This window comes from Jatrophihabitans sp. GAS493 (genome assembly GCF_900230215.1).
GTDB lineage: Bacteria > Actinomycetota > Actinomycetes > Mycobacteriales > Jatrophihabitantaceae > MT45.
In genome coordinates, this window is record NZ_LT907982.1 from 848,752 (window position 1) to 868,268 (window position 19,517).

The window sequence follows — 19,517 nt, forward strand, 5'->3', positions numbered from 1 at the left end:
GTAGAACCAACGGTTTCTGCCGTCTGAGCCTGTGGAGGCGACGGGGAGAAGTGGTTGGCTAATGACAACGCCTCGGTGGACAAGCGATGAACGCGTGGTTTCGTCAACATGGCGTCCCCAACTGTCCACAACATGTTCCACATTGGGGACAACCGAATCGGAGGCCTCCCACGCGTGATCCGCGGCGGTCGCTGAACGAACCAGAACCGGGCTATTCGCGCTCATGTTCGCGACCGTGCGCGGGCCTTGATGCGGCTGGTGAGCTCAGTGATCTGGTTGTAGACGCTCATCCGCTCCGCCATCAGCTTGCGGATCTTGCGATCGGCGTGCATGACGGTCGTGTGGTCGCGTCCGCCGAAGGTCTGGCCGATCTTCGGTAGCGAGAGCGCGGTGAGTTCACGGCACAGGTACATGGCGATCTGGCGGGCCTGCACCAGCATCCGGCTGCGGGAACTGCCGGTGAGGTCGTCGAGGGAGACCGAGAAGTACTCGGCGATGACGGCCATGATGATGGCGGCCGTCACCTCCGGGGTGTCCGACTCGCTGACCAGATCCTTCAGAACGATCTCGGCCAGCTGCAGTTCGACGTCCTGCTTGTTCAGGCTGGCGAAGGCGGTGACCCGAATGAGCGCGCCCTCGAGTTCACGGATGTTGGACTGGATCCGGGTCGCGATGTACTCGAGCACGTCCGGCGGTGGGCTCTGGCCGTCCTGCGCCGCCTTCTTACGGAGAATCGCGATGCGGGTCTCGAGGTCGGGCGCCTGGACGTCGGTGATCAGCCCCCACTCGAAGCGGGTGCGGAGGCGGTCTTCGAGGGTGGAGAGCTGACGCGGCGGCCGGTCGGAGCTGATCACGATCTGCTTGTTCGCGTTATGCAGGGTGTTGAAGGTGTGGAAGAACTCTTCCTGCGTGCGTTCGGCCCGCTCCAGGAACTGGATGTCGTCGATCAGAAGTACGTCGACCTTGCGGTACCGGGCCTGGAAGGCCTGCATCTTGTCGTCCCGCAGCGAGTTGATGAAGTCGTTGGTGAACTCTTCGCTGCTGACGTAACGCACCTTCATACCCGGGAAGAGGCGCTGGGCGTAATGACCGATGGCGTGCAGGAGGTGTGTCTTGCCGAGCCCCGACTCTCCGTAGATGAAGAGCGGGTTGTACGCCTTCGCCGGTGCCTCAGCGACGGCAACCGCGGCGGCGTGGGTGAAGCGGTTGCTGGATCCGATGACGAAGGTGCCGAAGGTGTACTTCGGGTTCAGGTGCGCGTCCCGGTCGAGGCTCGGCAGATCGAGCCGGTCGACGGCCGACGGGGTGGCCAGTCGGGGCGTCCACTCGTCGAAGCGGGGTTCCGGTTCCAGGAGGTCGTTGAGGGAGTCCGGGTCGGTGCCGTCGCTGGTCGGGTCGCCGGCCAGATAGGCCGTGTCGGTGAAGGCGTCACCGAAGGTGTCGCTCACCTCGCCCCGGAAGGTGCGATCCACCTCAGCCAGCGGGCTGCCGGTGTACTCGGCGATCTCTTCGCGGGATTGGACGGTGACGGCGACTCTGATCTCGCGCCCCAACTCCTCGCTGAGTGCGGTGACGATCAGCGGCCGGAGCCGGTTCTCGAGGTAGTCCTTGGCGAACTCGTTGGGAGCGGCCAGCAGTGCTGTGTCCTCCACCAGGCCAATCGGGTAGGTCAGTCCGAGCCAGGCCCGGTGGTGTGGTCGCACCGAACCCTCGTCAAAACGAGTGATGGCCCGCGCCCAGACTTCCCCGAGGTCGTTGGTGCTTTCGTCCTCCACGTGGCGTTTCTACTCCATGCCTGGCGATGCCGTCGGTTGTGCCTGTGCGTCCTGCAAGGTGCCAGTCACACGGTAGTTGTACGGCCAGGCCTGCCTTACCTCGTCGATTCTGCTCGGTCGATCTGGTGCACCCAGCGGCGGGTAGCGAAGATTCATCCACAGAGTTGTCCACCGGCTGTGTATTAGCCGGCGCTCTGTGGATGCCAATGTCGGGAGCTGCGGTCGGGGGGTCGGGAGCAGACTTGGTCTCGGTGGCAGACCGTAACAGTGCCCGCGGTCAAACAACAATGGCCCCCGGCGTGTCGCAAGGACAACTGGTGTGCACGGCCCTACGGTGCCTAGTTCCGCCCCGGTTGGGTTTGACCTGCAGGGCAGGTAATCCGTACCGTAGGTGTGTCTCACGCGTCGTGAGATCTATTGTGCTGTGCCTACGAGGGCTCGCCGGCGGTTCGCTGGAGGGTTCTCGGCCGCCTAGCGCAGTGGTCATGTCGGGTGTCGCAGATGTTGCGGCGTCTAATTTCCCAAATTCCTTTTGCGAATTTTCAACAGTGATGGAGCTCGACCGTGAGTAAGCGGACCTACCAGCCGAACAACCGCCGACGCGCCAAGACGCACGGCTTCCGGTTGCGTATGCGCACCCGCGCTGGCCGTGCGATCTTGTCGTCGCGCCGCCGCAAGGGTCGCAACGAACTGTCGGCCTGATTCGCCCCGCTCACCGCGGTTACCCGCGAATCAGCTGAGACCGGTGCTGCCTGCCAAGAATCGTCTACGGCGTTCTGCTGATTTCAGCACCGTCGTACGGTCTGGCGCGCGAGCACGCCGCGGATCCGTCGTCCTGCACCTGCATCACGGTCTAGCTGTGCCCATTACGGGGCCGGCGAGCGAGCAGTCCGCGCTCGAGGCTCCCAAGGTCGGTTTGATTGTGGGTAAGTCGGTGGGCAATTCGGTGATCCGGCACCAGGTGAGTCGCCGACTCCGGGCGCAGCTCGCAGCACGCGTGCCGCGGTTGCCCCTCGGCAGCTACACCGTCGTGCGGGCGCTGCCGGCGTCGGCGGCGAGTTCCTCACAGGAGCTCGGCTCCGACCTGGACGCGGCGATCGCCAAGGTCCTCCGATGACGAAGGTGCTCCGATGACCAAGCTGGTGTTGAGCATCATCGCCTTCTACCGCAGCGCTATCAGCCCGGCGTTGCCGCCGCGTTGTCGCTTCACCCCGAGCTGCAGCGATTACACCGCGCAGGCAATCACTCGTTTCGGTCTGGCCAAGGGCAGCTATCTCGGGTTACGCCGCTTGCTGCGCTGCCATCCGTGGCATCGTGGAGGGCACGACCCGGTACCCGAGGGCGTTGGTTTGAATAGTCGTGTCCGTTCCAGTCAGCCGGCTGGAGCCGTTGTCAGCCACTCGGCTGCCGTCTTACCTGGCCGCAGGGCTGTCTAGGAGAGAAACTCGTCGTGCTTGATTTCCTCTACACCGCTGTCTCATGGGTGCTGCTGCGGTGGCACAGCCTGTTCAGCGCGATCGGCATCGACGAGGACAGCGGTCTGAACTGGTCCCTCTCCATCGTCTTCCTGGTCATCACCGCGCGTCTGCTGCTCTTCCGGGTTTTCATCAAGCAGGTCCACTATCAGCGGCGCATGCAGGAGATGCAGCCGAAGCTGACTGAGATCCGCAACAAGTACAAGAACGACAAGGCCGAGCAGCAGCGGCAGATGATGAAGTTCCAGCAGGAGGAGGGCTTCAACCCCATCACCGGCTGCCTGCCGATGTTCCTGCAGTTCCCCATCTTCATCGCTCTCTTCCACGTGCTGCGGCACCTGTCCAACTCGGTCGTTCAAGCGCAGCAGTACCGGGCCTACGAAGCCGGAAAGCTGACGCTGACGCCGGCCCAGCTCGAGTCGCTCAACCATCAGCTCAGCCTCTACAGCTTCACCCCCTCCGAGACGGCCAGTGCTGCACTGGCCAAGCTCTTCGGTGCCCCGCTGGCGGGGTCGCTGCACGACAGCGCTGCTCACATCCTGCTGCTTGGCGGTGATGTCGCCTCGACTCGCACGGTGACGCTGATCCTGGTGCTGATCAGTGCATCCGCCACCTTCTACACGCAGGTGCTGGTGCGCCGGGCCGCGACGGTCACCCCGGAGGGAACGGCGGCGACGGTTCAGAAGCTGATGTTCGTCGGTATCCCGATCTCGGTTCTCTTCTCCGGCTTCTTCTTCCCGCTCGGTGTCTGCCTCTACTGGTTCACCTCCAACACCTGGACGATGGCCCAGCAGCTCTACATCAACAAGTTCCACCCGCACAACAAGCCTGGCGAGGTCGAGGTGGTGGGTGCGGTCGGCAAGACGCTAGCCCCGAAGCCCGGCGCCAAGCCGCAGCGTCGCGCGAACGTTGATCTGAGTAAGGACGCCCCGACGGCTGGTGAGACTGCCGGCGACGCAGCTGCGAGCCCGAATGGAACCGCCGCTGACAGCACGCCCGGGGCGGCACCGAAGCCGGGTGCCCGACCGAATCGCTCCGGAACGTCGAAGCCGGCCAACCGCCCGAACAATCGACCCAGTCAGTCGAAGAAACGCCGATAGCGACCGCACCACACCCCAGCCTCCGGACGAGCGTCAGCTAGAGAAGCTAGCGATCCGACGACCGTCTCCAGCAATACCGCCCGTGAAAGGACGATCAATCCCGTGACCGACATGCAGAACCCCACCTTGGATAGCGAACCGGACGTCGAGCTCGAGCTCGAGGATGCCGTAGCCGCCGCGCCCGAAGCTGCTGTGGACGAGGCTGAAGCCGTGGATGCGGACGAAGCCACTGACGAAGCCGACGACGATGCCGACGGCGATGCCGACGACGAAGCCACAGACGACGGCGACGAGCGTGACAGTTCCTCGCTGTTGGTGCAGGAGGGTGACATAGCGGCTGACTACCTCGAGCGCCTGCTGGACATCGTCGACTACGACGGCGACATCGACCTTGACGTGGAGAACGATCGAGCCGTCGTGGCGATCGTCGGTACCGGACTGCAGTCCCTAGTGGGCCCGCAGGGTAAGACGTTGGATGCCCTGCAGGAGCTGACCCGTCTGGCTGTGCACCAGAAGACCGGTGTCCGTAGCCGCCTGATGCTCGATGTGAGCGGACATCGCCAGGCTCGGCGTAACGAGCTCGGTGCATTGGCGGCCGAGACGGCCCGAGAGGTGCTGGCCAGTGGCGAGTCGATCCGCCTCACGCCGATGAACCCCTTCGAGCGGAAGGTTGTGCACGACGTCATCGGCTCGATCGATGGCGTTCGTAGTGACTCCGACGGTGAAGAGCCGAACCGTTGCGTGGTCGTTCTCCTCGACCAGTGACCTGAGCTGTCCCCGTGCGTGAAGTGGCGGAGCTGGTCTTCGGTGAACGGTTGCCGATCGCTCAGCGCTTCGCAGACTTCCTGTCCGGCCCCGGCCTCGACCGTGGGTTGATGGGTCCTCGGGAACTCCCCCGGATCTGGGACCGCCACCTGCTCAATTGCGCCGTTCTCACTGAACTGTTGCCGATTGGTGCGCGGGTGGTGGACATCGGTAGCGGTGCCGGGCTTCCCGGTCTGGTCCTAGCCTGTCGACGTCCAGACCTGCGGGTTGATCTGGTCGAATCGCTACAGCGGCGCGTGGACTTCCTCAACGAGGCGGTCGAGCTTCTCGAGCTGGGCGACTCGGTGCGGGTGGTGCGTGGACGGGCAGAGGACTCCGCGGTGGTGGCGGAGGTCGGTTCGGCCGAGTGGGTGACGGCTCGGGCAGTGGCGCCACTGGACCGATTAGTGCGATGGTGTCTACCACTGCTGGATGTCGGTGGATCGTTGCTGGCCATGAAGGGCGAGTCGGCCGACCAGGAGTTGGTGGAGCATCGAACGGTGATCAAGAGCCTTGGCGGCTCCGCTGGTCGATTGGTCGAGTGCGGTTTCGGGGTCATTACTCCCCCGCTGCGAGTTGTCATTATTGAGCGCGAGAAGTTCGTGAGACCGAAGAAGGGACGCGTGAGTCGGTGAACGAGTCAGTCACTGAGAGGGTCTCGGATCCCGATGTTTCACGTGAAACATCACTCGATCTCTCGCAGGAGCATCACCCAGCAGTGAATGTTTCACGTGAAACATCGCCTGACCAGGATCTTGAGTTCGATACGCCGATCGCTCGCGAGGCCGCCACCGCGATGCACGTGCAGAACATCCATCAAGAGACATGGCCGGCACCGTATGCCGTCAGGGTCTTAACGGTGGCCAACCAGAAGGGTGGGGTCGGGAAGACCACCAGCACGGTCAACATCGCCGCGTCGCTGGCCATGCATGGCCTCCGTGTCCTGGTGATCGATCTGGATCCGCAGGGGAACGCCAGCACCGCCCTTGGCGTGCCGCACGGCGTCGGTACACCTTCTATCTATGACGTCCTGCTTGGTGAGCTCTCGCTGGCTGAGGTGGCGACGGCGACGGACTTCGCCCCGACCCTGAGCGTGGTGCCGTCAACGATCGACCTGGCCGGCGCCGAGTTGGAGCTCTCCTCGCAGGTCGCCCGCGAATACCGTCTCCAACGAGCACTGAGCGCGTATTTGGAGGGCGGGGCCGAGGTCGACTACATCTTCATCGACTGCCCGCCATCGCTTGGGCTGCTCACCTTGAACGCCCTGGTGGCGGCCCGCGAGGTGCTCATCCCGATCCAGTGCGAGTACTACGCGCTGGAGGGGCTGGCCCAGTTGCTCGGCACCGTGGAGATGGTGCAGTCGTATCTGAACAAGGTCATCGCCGTCACGACGGTGCTGCTGACCATGTACGACAGCCGTACCAAGCTGGCCGATCAGGTCGCGGACGAGGTGCGTCGACACTTCGGGCCATTGGCCATTGACGCGGTAATCCCCCGCAACGTCCGAGTCTCCGAGGCACCCGGCTACGGTCAGACGGTGATGACCTACGACGCCGGCTCCCGAGGCGCGGTCGCCTATCTGCAGGCCGCGCGAGAGGTGGCCTTCCGGGCCGAGACGGCTGAGATGCACAACGCGAAAGACGCAACAGAGAGAGATGGCGAAGAGTGAGCTGGCAGAGCACCGCAGCCCCGCAGATCCACGTCCCACGCGAGGGGAGTCGTTGATGAGCGGGAAGCGCCGGGGTGGCCTTGGGCGTGGAATTGGAGCACTCATCCCCACCGCTCCCCCGTCCGCCGGTTCGGCTGACGTGAACGTGACGACCAACGCGACCACATCAGCGCCAGCCGGCGGCGACCCGCGACCCATGGGTGGAGAAGCCACTGAGCCCATCGTTGATCAGGGCGCTGGGTCGGTCGTCACAGCAGACGTGGGTGAGCAGATCACCGCCACGCCGACCGACCTGGCTGAGGTGCCGGGCGCTACCTTCGCCGAGCTGCCGATCGCCGAGATTCACCCCAATACGCATCAGCCCCGGCAGGTCTTCGACGAGCAGGCACTGGAGGAACTAACCCACTCCATCCGTGAATTCGGCGTGCTGCAACCGGTCGTGGTGCGGGTCGATCCGTCCGGTGGCTATGAGCTGGTGATGGGTGAGCGGCGACTACGAGCGAGCGCGGCAGCTGGCCTGACCGAGATTCCAGCGATCATCCGCAGCACCGCCGACGATGCGATGCTGCGGGACGCTCTGCTGGAGAACATCCACCGATCGGCGCTGAATCCACTGGAAGAGGCGGCCGCCTACCAGCAACTCCTGGAAGAGTTTGGGGTCACCCACGACGAGCTAGCCCGGCGCATCGGGCGCAGCCGCTCCCAGGTGAGCAACACGATCCGGCTCATGAACCTCTCCGTGCCCGTGCAGCGGCGGGTGGCGGCCGGCGTTCTCTCGGCTGGACATGCACGGGCGCTGCTCGGCCTGGAGGATCACGAGCAGCAGGACGAGCTCGCCAGCCGGATTGTCGCCGAGGGGCTGTCGGTGCGAGCCACTGAAGAGCTGGTGACGCTGGCGGCGCATGACGCCAAGCCGGCGGCGCGGCGGGTGCCGACGAAGCGGATCACCGCGCCGGCCATCGCGGAGTTGGCTGAGAAGCTCTCGGACACGCTTGATACCCGGGTCCGAGTGGACCTGGGGAAGCGCAAGGGGAAAATCACCGTCGAATTCGGCTCGATCGATGACCTGGAGCGCATCGTGGCCGCGATTGCGCCGCACTTGGCCACCCGCCAGCCGTCCTGATCTAACCGGCCGACCAGACCGCCACCGCACCAGAGGCCGGCTGCCGGTTGCCTAGAACCTCCCGAAATGCGCGACTTCGCTGACCGGGCGCCGTCCGCGTCGCAGTGACGGGGAGCGCCTATCCGGCGCCGGGTAGCCCAGACTGATCACCCCGATCGGCGTTAGCCGACTCGGAACCGCGAATGCCTCTCGTACGGCCGCTTCGGCGCTACCTGGAACTCCGAAGAAACATCCGACGAGGCCCGCGTCGACGGCACCGAGCAGGATCAGCAGCGACGCCATTCCGGTGTCGATATGCCAATACGGCACCGGCCAGCGGGCCTCATCGCGATCCGTCCAGCCCTTGTCGGCCTCGGCGTACCGGTCAATATAAGCGGATTTATCAGAGAATGGCAGGATAAGTACGGGCGCCTGACTCATCCCCTGCAGCCACGGGTCAGCGGGGGCGTCCGGCTCGGTGGTCGCTTCCCAGTAGCGCCGCACATCTTCCGGCCGATCCAGCACGAGAAACTCCCACCCCTGGCTGAAACCGGCCGAGGGGGCCCGAATCGCCAAATCGAGTAACTCAGCCACCGTCTCGGGTGCGACCACCCGATGCCGGTCATAGCTACGTACCATCCGCCGCGCTCGCACCACATCGCTGAATTCCATTCCATCAGCCTGCCACTCGAATCTACGGCCCCGACATGGCTGCGCCGGGAATTCAGTTTCGAAGCTCGATGGCGCTGTGGGATCGTGTGGGGGTGGAACTCACTCAGTCGCGCAAGCTCTCCAACGTCTGCTACGACATTCGGGGCCCGGTCCTCGACGAGGCAAAGCGACTGGAGGCACTCGGCCGGCGGATCATCAAGCTCAACATCGGTAACCCGGCACCCTTCGGCTTCGACGCCCCGGAGGAGATTCTGATCGACGTCGTCGCGAATCTGGCTAATTCTCAAGGGTATTCCGATTCACAGGGCCTCTTCTCGGCCCGCACCGCCATCGCCCAGCACTACCAATCGCGCGGCATCGACATTCGCGACGTCGACGACATCTGGCTCGGGAACGGGGTCAGCGAACTCATCACCATCGCGTTACAGGCGATGCTCGATGACGGTGACGAGGTGCTCGTTCCGGCGCCGGACTACCCGTTGTGGACGGCGTCGACGAGCCTGGCCGGTGGCACGCCGGTGCACTACCGCTGTGACGAGTCGGCCGACTGGTACCCCGACGTCGAGGACATCGCGTCGAAGATCACCAGTAAAACTAAGGCGATCGTCGTCATCAATCCGAATAACCCCACCGGTGCCGTCTACCCGGTGGCGATCCTCGAGCAGATCGCGGAGCTGGCCCGAAAGCACGATCTGGTGGTGATGGCCGACGAGATCTACGACAAGATCCTCTACGACGGCGTCACGCACACGCCGTTCGCCGCGATTGCGCCGGACGTGCTCTCGCTGACGTTCAACGGACTCTCCAAGGCCTACCGGCTGGCCGGCTTCCGCTCCGGTTGGATGATGGTGCGCGGACGCACGCAGCGGGCCGCCAGCTACCTCGAAGGCATCACGATTCTGGCCAACATGCGCCTCTGCTCGAACGTGCCCGGCCAGCATGCGATTCAGACTGCGCTCGGCGGGCGGCAGAGCATCAATGACCTGGTGCTGCCGGGTGGTCGGTTGCACGATCAGCGCGACGCCGCGGTGGCCGCCCTCACCAAGATTCCCGGTGTCACCTGCGTGGTTCCGAAGGGCGCGCTCTACGTCTTCCCCAAGCTTGATCCCGAACTGTACCCGATCAAGGATGACCAGCAATTGGTGCTTGATCTGCTCCGGGAGAAGCATGTCCTGCTGGTTCAGGGGACCGGTTTCAACTGGTACGACACCGACCACCTGCGGATCGTCACGCTGCCGTCGGTCGAGTTGCTGACCGAGGCGATCGGACGTCTCGGGGACTTCCTCGTCGACTACCGGCAGTAACTCACGCAGCGGTGTTGGATGGCTGCTTACGCAGCGATGCCTGATGGCTGCTTACGCAGCGGTGCTGACGCCTTCGAGGAGGATCAACGACTCCGGCACCCGGGTCGCCTGCTGGTCGGGGTGCGGACGTCCGAAGTAGTAACCCTGAGCATGTGAGCAGCCGAGCCCGGCCAGCACCTCGGCCTGGTGCAGCGTCTCGACGCCCTCGGCGATGATGCGCAGGCCAAGTGCATCGGCCAGCGCCACAATCGCCTTGAGAATAGGCACCTCGGCCCCGGTGACCGGGATGGCCGCGACGAACGAACGGTCGATCTTGAGAACGTTGGCCGGCAGGTGATCGAGGCGATTGAGCGAGGAGTAACCGGTGCCGAAGTCGTCGATTGCGATACCGACGCCCAGTTGACGCAGATCGTGGAGCACCGAGATGACGTGCGGGTGGTCGGCGTCGAAGGTGGACTCGGTGACCTCGATGACCAGCGCCGACGGGGGCAGCCCGGTCGAGGCGAGTACCGCCGCAACGTTGGCCGCGTAGTCGGTGCTCTTCAACTCGTGTCCGGAGGCATTCACCGACACCCGACGCGGGAGACCGGACGTCTTGATATATGCGGCTGTTCCGGCACAGGCTTCGTTGAGGATCCACTGCCCGAGGGCATGGATAGCGCCACTCTTCTCGGCGGCCGGGATGAAGTCATCCGGCGCGACCAGGCCCTTGGTCGGGTGGTTCCAGCGAATCAATGCCTCGTCGCCGATAACTTCCCGCAGGTTGAGATCAATGATCGGCTGGTAGTAGACCTCGAACTGGCCGAGCTGCAGACCCGCGTGAATATCGTCGGCGGCAGCGACATCGACCACACCGAACTGAATCGAGTGGCCTCCGCCGTTGCGCTTGGCTTCGTAGAGAGCAACCTCGGCCCGCCCGACGAGCATGGAACGGGAGTCATCAGCCTGAAGCTCGGCGACACCGGCCGAGCAGAGGGACTCGTCGGCGACGGCCGCCCGCAGCTGGTCGGCGAAGGCGGCGGCTCGATTCGCGGTGTAGCCCGGGAGCATGATGGCGAACTCGTCGTCACCCGGACGGGCCAGCAGCATGCCGTCGGTGACGAGCCTCTTCCAGATGTTGGCGACCTCGCGCAGGCAGCGATCACCCTCCGGATGACCGCTGCGCTCATTGATCGACTTGAAATCATCCAGATCCAGCAGCAGCACGGAGAGGCTGTCTCCAGTATGCTGCGCATCGACGATGGCCTCACGGAGCCGGCGGTCGAAGCCACGCCGGTTGAGCAACCCGGTAAGCAGATCCCGCTCGGCTGCCGCGGTCGCGCGGGTCATGTAACCAACCACGATGCCGACCGCAATCATGCAGCCCTGCTGCACGATCACATCCGACTCGGTGACGCCGGCGACGGTAAAAGCGAACATAGAGCAGATCTCGATAAAGGCCAGATGCACCAGCGCAACCGACCAGGCGAAGCAGAAGAAGCAGCCGAGCGAAACGAACATGAAGAGGCTGGCCAGACCGACCGACCGCGCGCCGCCGCCGGCCAGATATACCCCGACCGCAATCAGAACCGTGCCGAGTGCGATAAAGAAATGGTGGGTCCAGGCTTCCAAACGCTCGCCCCGAAGCATCATGAATATGCCGGCAAGGACGCAGAGGCCGGCGATCGCCACCATCGACCAGACGTTTCGCGGCATTGGCCGAGACAACAGGATCATGGCTAGCGCGAGGCCGCCCCCAGCGGCGTAGAGCAGGCCGGTCGTCCGGGCGAAGATCTGGCGCGTGGCTACCGCGGGACGCAGGGATGCCGACGTTTGCAGGCGCCGGGCGAGGTCGCCGAGCGAGCGTCGCGTCTCATGTTCAGCGCGTGGCAGTGCCCTAACGCGCTCCGTAGCAGTATTCGGTTCCATGACACTCCGGCTTTGTTTCTCATGTTGTTAGTTTCCTAGACAACAAGGGGGGAATTAGAGTGTTACATCCGAACGCCGGTTTCGCCTCCCGAAGTAGGCAATCAATAGGGTGTCCCCTACTTGCCAGTACCCGCCGTACCACTCACTTGATAAGTGGTGAATTCAAGTTATGTGAGCACGCAACTTAATTGCGGTACCGCAATGGACGGCGTCTACGACGCTGGTCGGACGGCGTCTACGACGCTGGTCGGACGGCGTCTACGACGCTGCTCGACGGCGTCTACGACGCGATAGCCGGGATGCGCATGACTCCGGTTGGCGGGTCGTCAGCCAACGGTAGATACAGGCGCTGAATTGCGACGAGCAGACCTTCAGCGACGGTGTCCCGGAATGCCGGGTCGACGAGCCGGGCGCGGTCGGTCGGTGAACTGATGTATCCGAGTTCAACCCGCACGGCCGGCATTCGCGTCATGCGCAGAATCGACCAGGTCTTGCCGTGCACCCGCCCATCGAGCAGCCGCGTGCGGGCGACGATCTCGCGCTGGACCAACTCGGCCAACCGCTCACCCATGGTCGATACGACGCCACCGGTGCCGTAGTAATAGCTGGCCACGCCATTGGCCAGCGGATTCGGTGCCGCATCTACGTGCAGCGAGAGCAGCAGATCGGCGCCGACCTCATTGGCGAAGCGCGCTCGCTCCTCGTCGGCCCCACCGTTCTGCGGTCCCCGGGTGAGCAGCGTGGTAACCCCGACCGCAGACAGACGCCCCTCCAGGCGGGTCGCAAGGTCCCAGACGATCGAAGACTCATCGAACTCGTCGGTGCAGACGCCGGTGTCCTGACCGCCGTGACCGGGATCAATGACGATTCGCTTCCCGAGCAGGCTCGGCCCCGCCTCGGCGACCGCCACCATCTCACGCAGCAGCTGTGGACGGCCGCCGACCACCCGCCGTCCGAGCTGCTTGAGGGCTCGCAGCGTCTCCGGCCCGCAGACTCCATCGGCGACCAGGCCGTAGTCACGCTGGAAGCCGCGCAGGGCCTCCTCGGTGTGCCGCTCGAAGAGCCCGTCCGGACGGGCCAGGTTGTAGCCCATCTCCTGCAATTGCGCCTGCAGCTCACCGACGTCGTCGCCGAAGACCGGAGCGCTCGCGTTGTGGACCAGAACCCGGTCACCCAGGCGCCATCGCGCGCTGGAGAGCGCAGCGTAGGTCTCGACGCCGACGACGCCGTCGGTCACCAGGCCGCGACGCTGCTGGAAGTGGCGCACCGCGAGCTCAGTGGAGCGGTCGTAGAGGGCCTCTGAGCCGGGGTCAGTATTGGCCAGCAGACCCAGTCCGGCCAGAATCCGACGGATCTCAGCGACCAACGGTCCGTGGTCGTCACGACGCGCTGGCTGCATGAAACGCGGAACCTCACTCACTCAGATCGGACGATACGGACCGCTATCTATTGTGCCCCAGCCGTCGACGTTCCTAAACCAAGCGACCCCGCGCGCGTGGCGGACGGGCAACACGCACGGTGCTGCCCGCTGGGCCGATATCGTCGACGAGACAAGGAAAATCGGACCCTCGGACGGACACTGCTGCGATGACCTCACATGACCCAGGACCTGGCGACGAGTCTGGGGCTGCGGTTCAGACGCCAGCGGTCCGGGCGCCGGCGGTTCAGGCCCCAGCGGTGACGACGCCCGTGCTCTCAGACACCCGACGGGATGCGGTTGAGGCCGTCACCTGGCCGGTGCGGGTGGCTTCGGCTTGGACCTGGCGACTGATCGTGCTGGCGGTCGGCGTGTACCTAGCGCTCCGGGCCCTTCAGGCGGTTGAACTCGTTGCCTTCTCCATCGTGCTGGCCCTGCTCTTCACCTCCGTTCTGCATCCGGTGGAGCGCCGGCTGCGACGGGTGCTGCCCGGGCCGAAGTCCTTCCCGGCCGCGATCACGCTGCTGCTCGGGGTGGTGGTGCTGGCGGCGATCGGCTGGTTCATCGCCTGGCAGATCACCTCGCACTCCAGTCAGTTGGGCGATCAGCTCAGCGCCTTCGTCACGCGCACAAAAAATTGGCTGCAGACCGGGCCGCTGAAGCTCAAGCAGGCTGACTTCGACCAGCTCACCAACAACATCACCAACACCATCAAGACGCATCAGTCCGACCTGGTCAACGGCGCCATCGCCACCCTGCAGACCTTCGCCGAGATCGCCGGGGCCGCGCTGCTGGTGTTGCTGACCACCTTCTTCATGCTCCGCGACGGCGAACTCATCTGGAAATGGGTGGTCAGCCTGCTGCCGCGGGAGGCCCACTTCCGCTTCAACACCGCCGGTCGGATGGGGTGGCGGACCCTTGGTGGCTACATGCGGGGAACGGTCCTCATCGCCGGTTTTCACGGGATCAGCATCGCGCTGGTGCTCTTCATCCTGCATGTTCCGCTGGCCGCCGCGCTCGGTGTGCTGATCTTCCTCGGATCCTTCGTCCCGCTGATCGGGTTGACCGTCACCGGTGCGTTCTGTGTCGTCGTCGCCCTGCTGGAGCACGGGGTCACCTCAGCGATCGTCGTCGCGATCGCCATCATCGTGCTGGTGCAGGTCGAGGGGCAGGTGCTGCAGCCGCTGATCATGAGCCGCGCGGTTGAGGTTCACCCGCTGGCGGTAGCCGTCTCGGTGCTGGCGGGCACAGCGCTGGCCGGCATTGCCGGAGCGCTCATCGCGGTGCCACTGGTCGCCTTCCTCAACACCGCGATCAGAGCACTGCGCGATGACCTCGACGATCCGGAGGCATCCACCTTCCCAGTGGCTGAACGATTCGATCTCGACTCCCCGACGCAGCCGGAGGGTTCGACGCGACGCGTCCCCGACGGGCCGGCCGAGCCCGCGTAGGGGCGGAGGCCCGCCCGCGTAGCGTTAGCCATATGAAGGCCATCAGCTTCGCGTCGTTCGGTGATCCGGACGTGCTGAGTCTCCTCGATCTCCGCGAGCCCCAGGCCGCGACCGGGCAGGTTCGCGTCCGGGTTCGTACCGCCGCCGTCAACCCCTTCGACATCAAGGTTCGCCGGGGGTTCCTGCAGCCGCACCTGCCGCCGGCCCTCCCGTTCGTCCCCGGGTACGACGCGGCCGGCATCGTCGACCAGATCGGCCCGGGAGTCACCGATCTAGCCATCGGCGACGAGGTGCTGGGGAATGGCTTCGTCGGTGCCTACGCCGAGTTCGCGGTGGCTGACCCCGCCGAGCTGACCCGCAAGCCCGCCTCGGTCGATTGGGAGACCGCCGGCGGGTTCGCCTCCGTCGCGGCCACCGCGGCCCGGGTACTGCGGCAGCTGGACCTGCAAGCCGGTCAGACGCTGCTCATCCATGGGGCCGCTGGAGCGGTCGGACGCCTCGCCGTACAGCTGGCGGTCGCCGGCGGGATCAACGTCATCGCCAGCGGTGGAGCGACCAACCAGGAGCAGTTGCAGGCGCTGGGGGCGACAGCAGTGGTCTACGGCGAGGGCCTGGCCGAGCGGGTCCGGCTGGTAGCGCCGCGAATTGACCGGGCCTTCGACCTGGGCGGGCGCGGTGATCTCCCCACGCTCATCGAACTCACCGGCACGCCGGACCACGTCATCACGATCGCCGATCCGGCCGCGGAGGCCCACGGGGTGCGCTTCTCCACCGGCGGCGAGTTCGGCGGGCTAGCCCCGCTGGTGACGAAGTTGGCCGATGGACAACTCTCGATGGTGGTCGGCGAGACCTTCCCGCTGGCCGAGGCGGCCGCCGCCCAGGCGCTGAGTGAGAGTGGCCGCGCCTCCGGGCGGATCATCCTGCACGTCAGCTGATGACTGAGGAGAGGACGACGCGTCCGGCCCACCGCGGACGCGGCCGGAGATCAGGTTCAAATCGAGACGGCCGGACGGGCCGCGGCTCGCGGCCGATGACTGCGGAGCTGCTTGCCCGTCGAGCGGCCGCGGTGCCGAGCATCAGCTATCCGGCTGAACTTCCGGTCTCCGCTCGCCGGGAAGACATCGCCGCCGCGATCGCGGCCAATCAGGTCGTCATCGTCGCCGGGGAGACCGGCTCCGGGAAGACCACCCAGCTACCGAAGATCTGTCTCGAACTCGGGCGCGGGGTTACCGGGATGATCGGGCACACCCAACCCCGCCGGCTGGCCGCACGCACGGTGGCCCAACGCATCGCCGACGAGCTCGACGTGCCACTGGGGGACGCGGTCGGCTTCGCTGTCCGGTTCACCGATCAGGTACGCGACACCACGTTGGTGAAACTCATGACCGACGGGATCCTGCTGGCGGAGATCCAGCGCGACCCGCAGCTGAACCGGTACGACACCCTCATCCTCGACGAGGCCCACGAACGGGGCCTCAACATCGATTTCCTGCTCGGGTACCTGAGACGGCTGCTCCCGCAGCGGCCCGACCTGAAGCTGATCATCACCTCGGCCACCATCGATCCGGAGCGGTTCGCTAATCACTTTAACCAAGCGCCAATCATCGAGGTCTCGGGGCGGACGTACCCCGTCGAGATCCGCTACCGCCCGCTCGGCGTTGAGGCCTTCGACGCTGCGGTCGCGGAGAAGACGGGCGACCCCGACGACGCAGACGACGTAGACGATCCGGACGACCCGGATCACGATCAGGCCCCCCGGCCGGAGCGCGATCAGGTCGAAGGGATCGTCGACGCGGTCCGGGAGCTCAGCGCGCCCGGGCTGGATGGCGACATTCTGGTCTTCCTCAGCGGCGAGCGGGAGATCCGCGACACCGCCGACGCCCTCAATGCGCTCGGCCTCTACAACACCGAGGTGCTACCGCTCTACGCCCGGTTGAGCACCGCCGAACAGCATCGGGTCTTCGCCCCGCACCAGACCCGGCGGATTGTGCTGGCCACCAACGTCGCCGAGACATCCCTTACCGTGCCGGGCATCCACTACGTCATCGACCCGGGCACCGCCCGGATGTCGCGCTACAGCCACCGAACCAAGGTGCAGCGGCTGCCCATCGAACCGATCTCGCAGGCTTCGGCCAACCAGCGCTCCGGACGCTGCGGTCGGATCGCCGACGGAATCTGCATCCGTCTCTACTCGGCGAAGGATTTCGGCGCCCGTCCCGAGTTCACGGAGCCGGAGATCCTGCGGACGAACCTGGCGTCGGTGATTCTGCAGATGGCCGCGCTGCGCCTCGGCGAGGTGGCCGACTTCCCGTTCCTGGACCCGCCCGACCCCCGCGCCATCCGTGACGGCGTGGCGCTGCTGCACGAACTCGGCGCGGTCGACACTGACGGAGCGTTGACGCCGGTGGGGCGGCAGGTCTCCCGGCTGCCGGTCGACCCGCGTATCGGGCGGATGATCGTGCAGGCCGGAGCCGAGGGGTGCGTCAGCGAAGTGCTGACCATCGCCGCCGCCCTCTCGATCCCCGATCCGAGGGAGCGTCCGGTCGAACAGGCGCAGGCCGCCGCGGCCAAGCACGCCCGCTTCGCCGACGAGACCTCCGACTTCCTCAGCCTGCTCAACCTGTGGAACTTCCTGACCGAACAGCGCGCTGGGCTCTCCGGGAATCAGTTCCGCCGGATGTGCCGGGAGGACTTCCTGCACTACCTGCGAATCCGCGAATGGCAGGACCTGCGGGGCCAACTAACCCAGCTAGCCAAATCTCTCGAGTTGCGCGAGAACGGCGAGCCGGCGGCCGAGAACGCCGTGCACAGCGCGATCACCGCTGGGCTGCTCTCCCATGTCGGACTGCGCACCGGCGAGGGACGTGAGTACACCGGCGCCCGAAACTCCCGATTCATACTGGCCCCGGCGTCGGCGCTGAGCCGTAAGCCGCCGCAGTGGGTCGTCGCCGCCGAGATTGTGGAGACCTCCCGCCTCTACGCGCGGATGGTGGCTCGGGTCGACCCGCAGCAGATCGAGAAGCTGGCCGGCCATCTGATCCAGAGAACCTACAGCGAACCGCATTGGGACCAGCGGCGCGGTGCGGTGATGTCCTACGAGAGGGTGACCCTCTTCGGAGTGCCGCTGGTGGCCCGACGGCGAATTAACTACGGATCGATCGATCCGGCGGTCTCGCGCGAACTCTTCATCCGGCACGCCCTGGTTCTGGGCGAGTGGAGCACCACACAGAAGTTCTTCGCCGCCAACACCGAGCTGATCGAGTCGCTGCGCGACCTCGAGGAGCGGACCCGGCGCCGCGACCTGCTCGTCGACGACGAGGATCTCTTCGAGTTCTACGACAAGCGGGTCGGGGCGGACGCCGTATCGGTGCGTCACTTCGACAGTTGGTGGAAGCAGGCCCGGCGGGAGCGCCCCGACCTGCTCACGCTGACCCGCGAGGACCTGCTGCGAGCGGATGTCGACGACGAGCACCCGGACGTCTGGCAGCAGGGCGACGTGGAGCTGCCGCTGAGCTACCGCTTCGACCCGGGCGCCGAGGACGACGGGGTGACCGTGCACATCCCAGTCGCGGTACTGGCCCGACTCGGCGGGGCCGCGTTCGGCTGGCAGGTGCCGGCGCTGCGCGAGGAGCTGGTGACGGCGCTGATCAAGAGCCTGCCCAAGGATCTGCGACGAAACTTCGTTCCCGCTCCGGACACCGCTCGCGCCGTCCTCGCCGCCGCAGATCTGGACGAGGCGGCCGACGAGCCGCTGCCGCAGGTGGTGCAGCGCGAACTGCATCGCCTGCGCGGAATCCTGGTACCGCTGGACGCCTTCGACCTGAGCCGGATTCCGGCCCACCTGCGGGTGAACTTCGCGATCGAGTCGGCCGACGGAAAGCTGCTGGCCACCGGGCGGGACCTGGATGCGCTGCAGGCCGAGCTCGCGGCCCCGGCTCGGGCCGCGGTGGCCTCGGTCCTCGGCGCGAATCTGCAGCGGATCGGGCTGCTGGACTGGCCGACCGATCTGGCTGAGATTCCCCGGGTGGTCGAGGAGACCGTTCACGGGCAGCTGGTCCGCGGGTTCCCGGGCTTCGTCGACGCTGGGGCCACGGTGGAGTTGCGGATCTTCGCCAGCGAGTCGGAGCAGCGCACCGCCCACCAGATCGGCCTGCGCCGGTTGCTGCGGCTACGGGTCAGCTTCTCCGAGCGGGGGCTGGTCAGCGGCCTCTCCACCCGGTCCCGCTTGGTGCTCGCCAGTAATCCCGACGGTGGGTTGGAGCAGCTCGTCAACGACCTCGTCGAAGCCGCCCTGGCCGCGATGATCTCCGCGCCGATCTACCAGCGCACCGCCTTCGACCAGCTGCTGGCCAGGGCTCAGGGCGAGCTCCCGCGCCGGGCGGCCGAGCTGCTGGCCACCGTCGAGAAGGTTCTCACGGCGGCCCATGAGGTGCGCCGTCAGTTGAGTGAACGGGTGCCGCCGTCGGCTGAGGATGCGGTGCGGGATGTGCGCACGCAGTTGGACGAGCTGATGCCGGCCGGTTTCATCACCGCTACCGGCGCCGAGCGAGTGCGTGACCTACAGCGCTATCTCACCGCGATGCACCGGCGACTCGTCCAGCTTCCGCGCGAGGTCGAGGTCGACCGAGCCCGGATGCAGCGGGTGGAGCAGGTGCAGGATGCGTACCGGCAACTGCTCGGCGCGCTCTCCCCGGCCCGCGCGCAGGCCGAGGACGTGCAGGCGATCCGCTGGCAGCTGCAGGAGCTGCGGGTCAGCCTCTTCGCCCAGCAGCTGGGGACGCCCCGCCCGGTCTCCGAGCAGCGCATCTATCGGGCGATCGACGGCATCGTGCCGTAACAC

The 19,517-nt window shown here is 65.9% G+C and carries 16 protein-coding genes; 12 read left to right on the plus strand and 4 right to left on the minus strand.

What is annotated here, in order from left to right:
* Positions 1-221: 221 nt before the first annotated feature.
* Positions 222-1,775 carry a chromosomal replication initiator protein DnaA gene (dnaA, locus tag CPH63_RS03915; protein WP_096301660.1) on the minus strand — a complete coding sequence of 518 codons (1,554 nt, stop codon included), beginning with the start codon at positions 1,773-1,775 and terminating at the stop codon, positions 222-224.
* Between the two features lie 564 nt (positions 1,776-2,339).
* Here dnaA and rpmH point away from each other — a divergent pair.
* The 8 genes from rpmH to CPH63_RS03955 all read left to right on the plus strand — a co-directional run bounded on the left by rpmH (position 2,340) and on the right by CPH63_RS03955 (position 7,946).
* The gene (gene rpmH / locus CPH63_RS03920; RefSeq protein WP_091352580.1) at positions 2,340-2,477 is read left to right on the plus strand and encodes a 50S ribosomal protein L34; all 138 of its coding nucleotides are present in this window, start codon (positions 2,340-2,342) and stop codon (positions 2,475-2,477) included.
* A gap of 43 nt (positions 2,478-2,520) precedes the next feature.
* A complete protein-coding gene (gene rnpA / locus CPH63_RS03925; protein WP_096301661.1) occupies positions 2,521-2,892 on the plus strand; it encodes a ribonuclease P protein component in 372 nt (123 codons plus the stop codon).
* Positions 2,893-2,905: 13 nt separating this feature from the next.
* Positions 2,906-3,211: a membrane protein insertion efficiency factor YidD gene (gene yidD / locus CPH63_RS03930; RefSeq protein WP_096301662.1), complete on the plus strand. Its 306-nt coding sequence runs from the start codon at positions 2,906-2,908 to the stop codon at positions 3,209-3,211.
* Between the two features lie 14 nt (positions 3,212-3,225).
* Entirely contained in the window at positions 3,226-4,350 is a 1,125-nt protein-coding gene (yidC, locus tag CPH63_RS03935; protein ID WP_096301663.1) for a membrane protein insertase YidC, read from the plus strand.
* Between the two features lie 111 nt (positions 4,351-4,461).
* A complete protein-coding gene (locus tag CPH63_RS03940; protein WP_096304928.1) occupies positions 4,462-5,115 on the plus strand; it encodes a R3H domain-containing nucleic acid-binding protein in 654 nt (217 codons plus the stop codon).
* A 14-nt stretch (positions 5,116-5,129) separates the two neighbouring features.
* Positions 5,130-5,789 (plus strand): 16S rRNA (guanine(527)-N(7))-methyltransferase RsmG, encoded by a 660-nt coding sequence (rsmG, locus tag CPH63_RS03945; protein WP_096301664.1) that lies wholly within the window; start codon positions 5,130-5,132, stop codon positions 5,787-5,789.
* Positions 5,790-5,872: 83 nt separating this feature from the next.
* Complete coding sequence (locus CPH63_RS03950) at positions 5,873-6,823, plus strand: ParA family protein (RefSeq protein ID WP_371364002.1); 951 nt, start codon at positions 5,873-5,875, stop codon at positions 6,821-6,823.
* Between the two features lie 55 nt (positions 6,824-6,878).
* A complete protein-coding gene (locus CPH63_RS03955) occupies positions 6,879-7,946 on the plus strand; it encodes a ParB/RepB/Spo0J family partition protein (RefSeq protein ID WP_096301665.1) in 1,068 nt (355 codons plus the stop codon).
* Between the two features lie 51 nt (positions 7,947-7,997).
* Here CPH63_RS03955 and CPH63_RS03960 read toward each other — a convergent pair whose 3' ends face one another.
* The gene (locus CPH63_RS03960) at positions 7,998-8,597 is read right to left on the minus strand and encodes a nitroreductase family protein (RefSeq protein ID WP_096301666.1); all 600 of its coding nucleotides are present in this window, start codon (positions 8,595-8,597) and stop codon (positions 7,998-8,000) included.
* A 68-nt stretch (positions 8,598-8,665) separates the two neighbouring features.
* On the opposite strand from CPH63_RS03960, the gene CPH63_RS03965 reads away from it, so the two are divergent.
* Entirely contained in the window at positions 8,666-9,901 is a 1,236-nt protein-coding gene (locus CPH63_RS03965) for a pyridoxal phosphate-dependent aminotransferase (RefSeq protein ID WP_172892282.1), read from the plus strand.
* A 51-nt stretch (positions 9,902-9,952) separates the two neighbouring features.
* Here the strand turns inward: CPH63_RS03965 and CPH63_RS03970 are convergent, their stop codons facing one another.
* Together CPH63_RS03970 and CPH63_RS03975 are read right to left on the minus strand one after the other, a co-directional pair.
* Positions 9,953-11,809, minus strand: coding sequence for a bifunctional diguanylate cyclase/phosphodiesterase (locus tag CPH63_RS03970; RefSeq protein ID WP_096301668.1), 1,857 nt, complete (start codon positions 11,807-11,809; stop codon positions 9,953-9,955).
* 280 nt (positions 11,810-12,089) lie between these two features.
* Positions 12,090-13,208 carry an N-acetylmuramoyl-L-alanine amidase gene (locus CPH63_RS03975; protein WP_096304930.1) on the minus strand — a complete coding sequence of 373 codons (1,119 nt, stop codon included), beginning with the start codon at positions 13,206-13,208 and terminating at the stop codon, positions 12,090-12,092.
* Between the two features lie 188 nt (positions 13,209-13,396).
* Between CPH63_RS03975 and CPH63_RS03980 the strand changes: the two genes are divergently transcribed.
* The 3 genes from CPH63_RS03980 to hrpA are packed head-to-tail and all read left to right on the plus strand — an operon-like array spanning position 13,397 to position 19,514.
* The gene (locus CPH63_RS03980) at positions 13,397-14,677 is read left to right on the plus strand and encodes an AI-2E family transporter (protein ID WP_096301669.1); all 1,281 of its coding nucleotides are present in this window, start codon (positions 13,397-13,399) and stop codon (positions 14,675-14,677) included.
* A gap of 32 nt (positions 14,678-14,709) precedes the next feature.
* Entirely contained in the window at positions 14,710-15,612 is a 903-nt protein-coding gene (locus CPH63_RS03985) for an NADP-dependent oxidoreductase (RefSeq protein ID WP_096301670.1), read from the plus strand.
* Complete coding sequence (hrpA, locus tag CPH63_RS03990; RefSeq protein ID WP_096301671.1) at positions 15,612-19,514, plus strand: ATP-dependent RNA helicase HrpA; 3,903 nt, start codon at positions 15,612-15,614, stop codon at positions 19,512-19,514. Before CPH63_RS03985 ends, hrpA begins: the two co-directional genes overlap by 1 nt.
* Positions 19,515-19,517 lie beyond the last annotated feature (3 nt).

Bases quoted from the DNA above. Each gene is read 5' to 3' on its own strand.
- hrpA (WP_096301671.1), top strand. From the start codon at position 15,612: ATGACTGAGGAGAGGACGACGCGTCCGGCCCACCGCGGACGCGGCCGG.
- CPH63_RS03940 (WP_096304928.1), top strand. From the start codon at position 4,462: ATGCAGAACCCCACCTTGGATAGCGAACCGGACGTCGAGCTCGAGCTC.
- CPH63_RS03955 (WP_096301665.1), top strand. From the start codon at position 6,879: ATGAGCGGGAAGCGCCGGGGTGGCCTTGGGCGTGGAATTGGAGCACTC.
- yidD (WP_096301662.1), top strand. From the start codon at position 2,906: ATGACCAAGCTGGTGTTGAGCATCATCGCCTTCTACCGCAGCGCTATC.
- CPH63_RS03970 (WP_096301668.1), bottom strand. From the start codon at position 11,809: ATGGAACCGAATACTGCTACGGAGCGCGTTAGGGCACTGCCACGCGCT.
- CPH63_RS03975 (WP_096304930.1), bottom strand. From the start codon at position 13,208: ATGCAGCCAGCGCGTCGTGACGACCACGGACCGTTGGTCGCTGAGATC.
- CPH63_RS03960 (WP_096301666.1), bottom strand. From the start codon at position 8,597: ATGGAATTCAGCGATGTGGTGCGAGCGCGGCGGATGGTACGTAGCTAT.
- CPH63_RS03980 (WP_096301669.1), top strand. From the start codon at position 13,397: ATGACCTCACATGACCCAGGACCTGGCGACGAGTCTGGGGCTGCGGTT.
- CPH63_RS03985 (WP_096301670.1), top strand. From the start codon at position 14,710: ATGAAGGCCATCAGCTTCGCGTCGTTCGGTGATCCGGACGTGCTGAGT.
- CPH63_RS03965 (WP_172892282.1), top strand. From the start codon at position 8,666: ATGGCGCTGTGGGATCGTGTGGGGGTGGAACTCACTCAGTCGCGCAAG.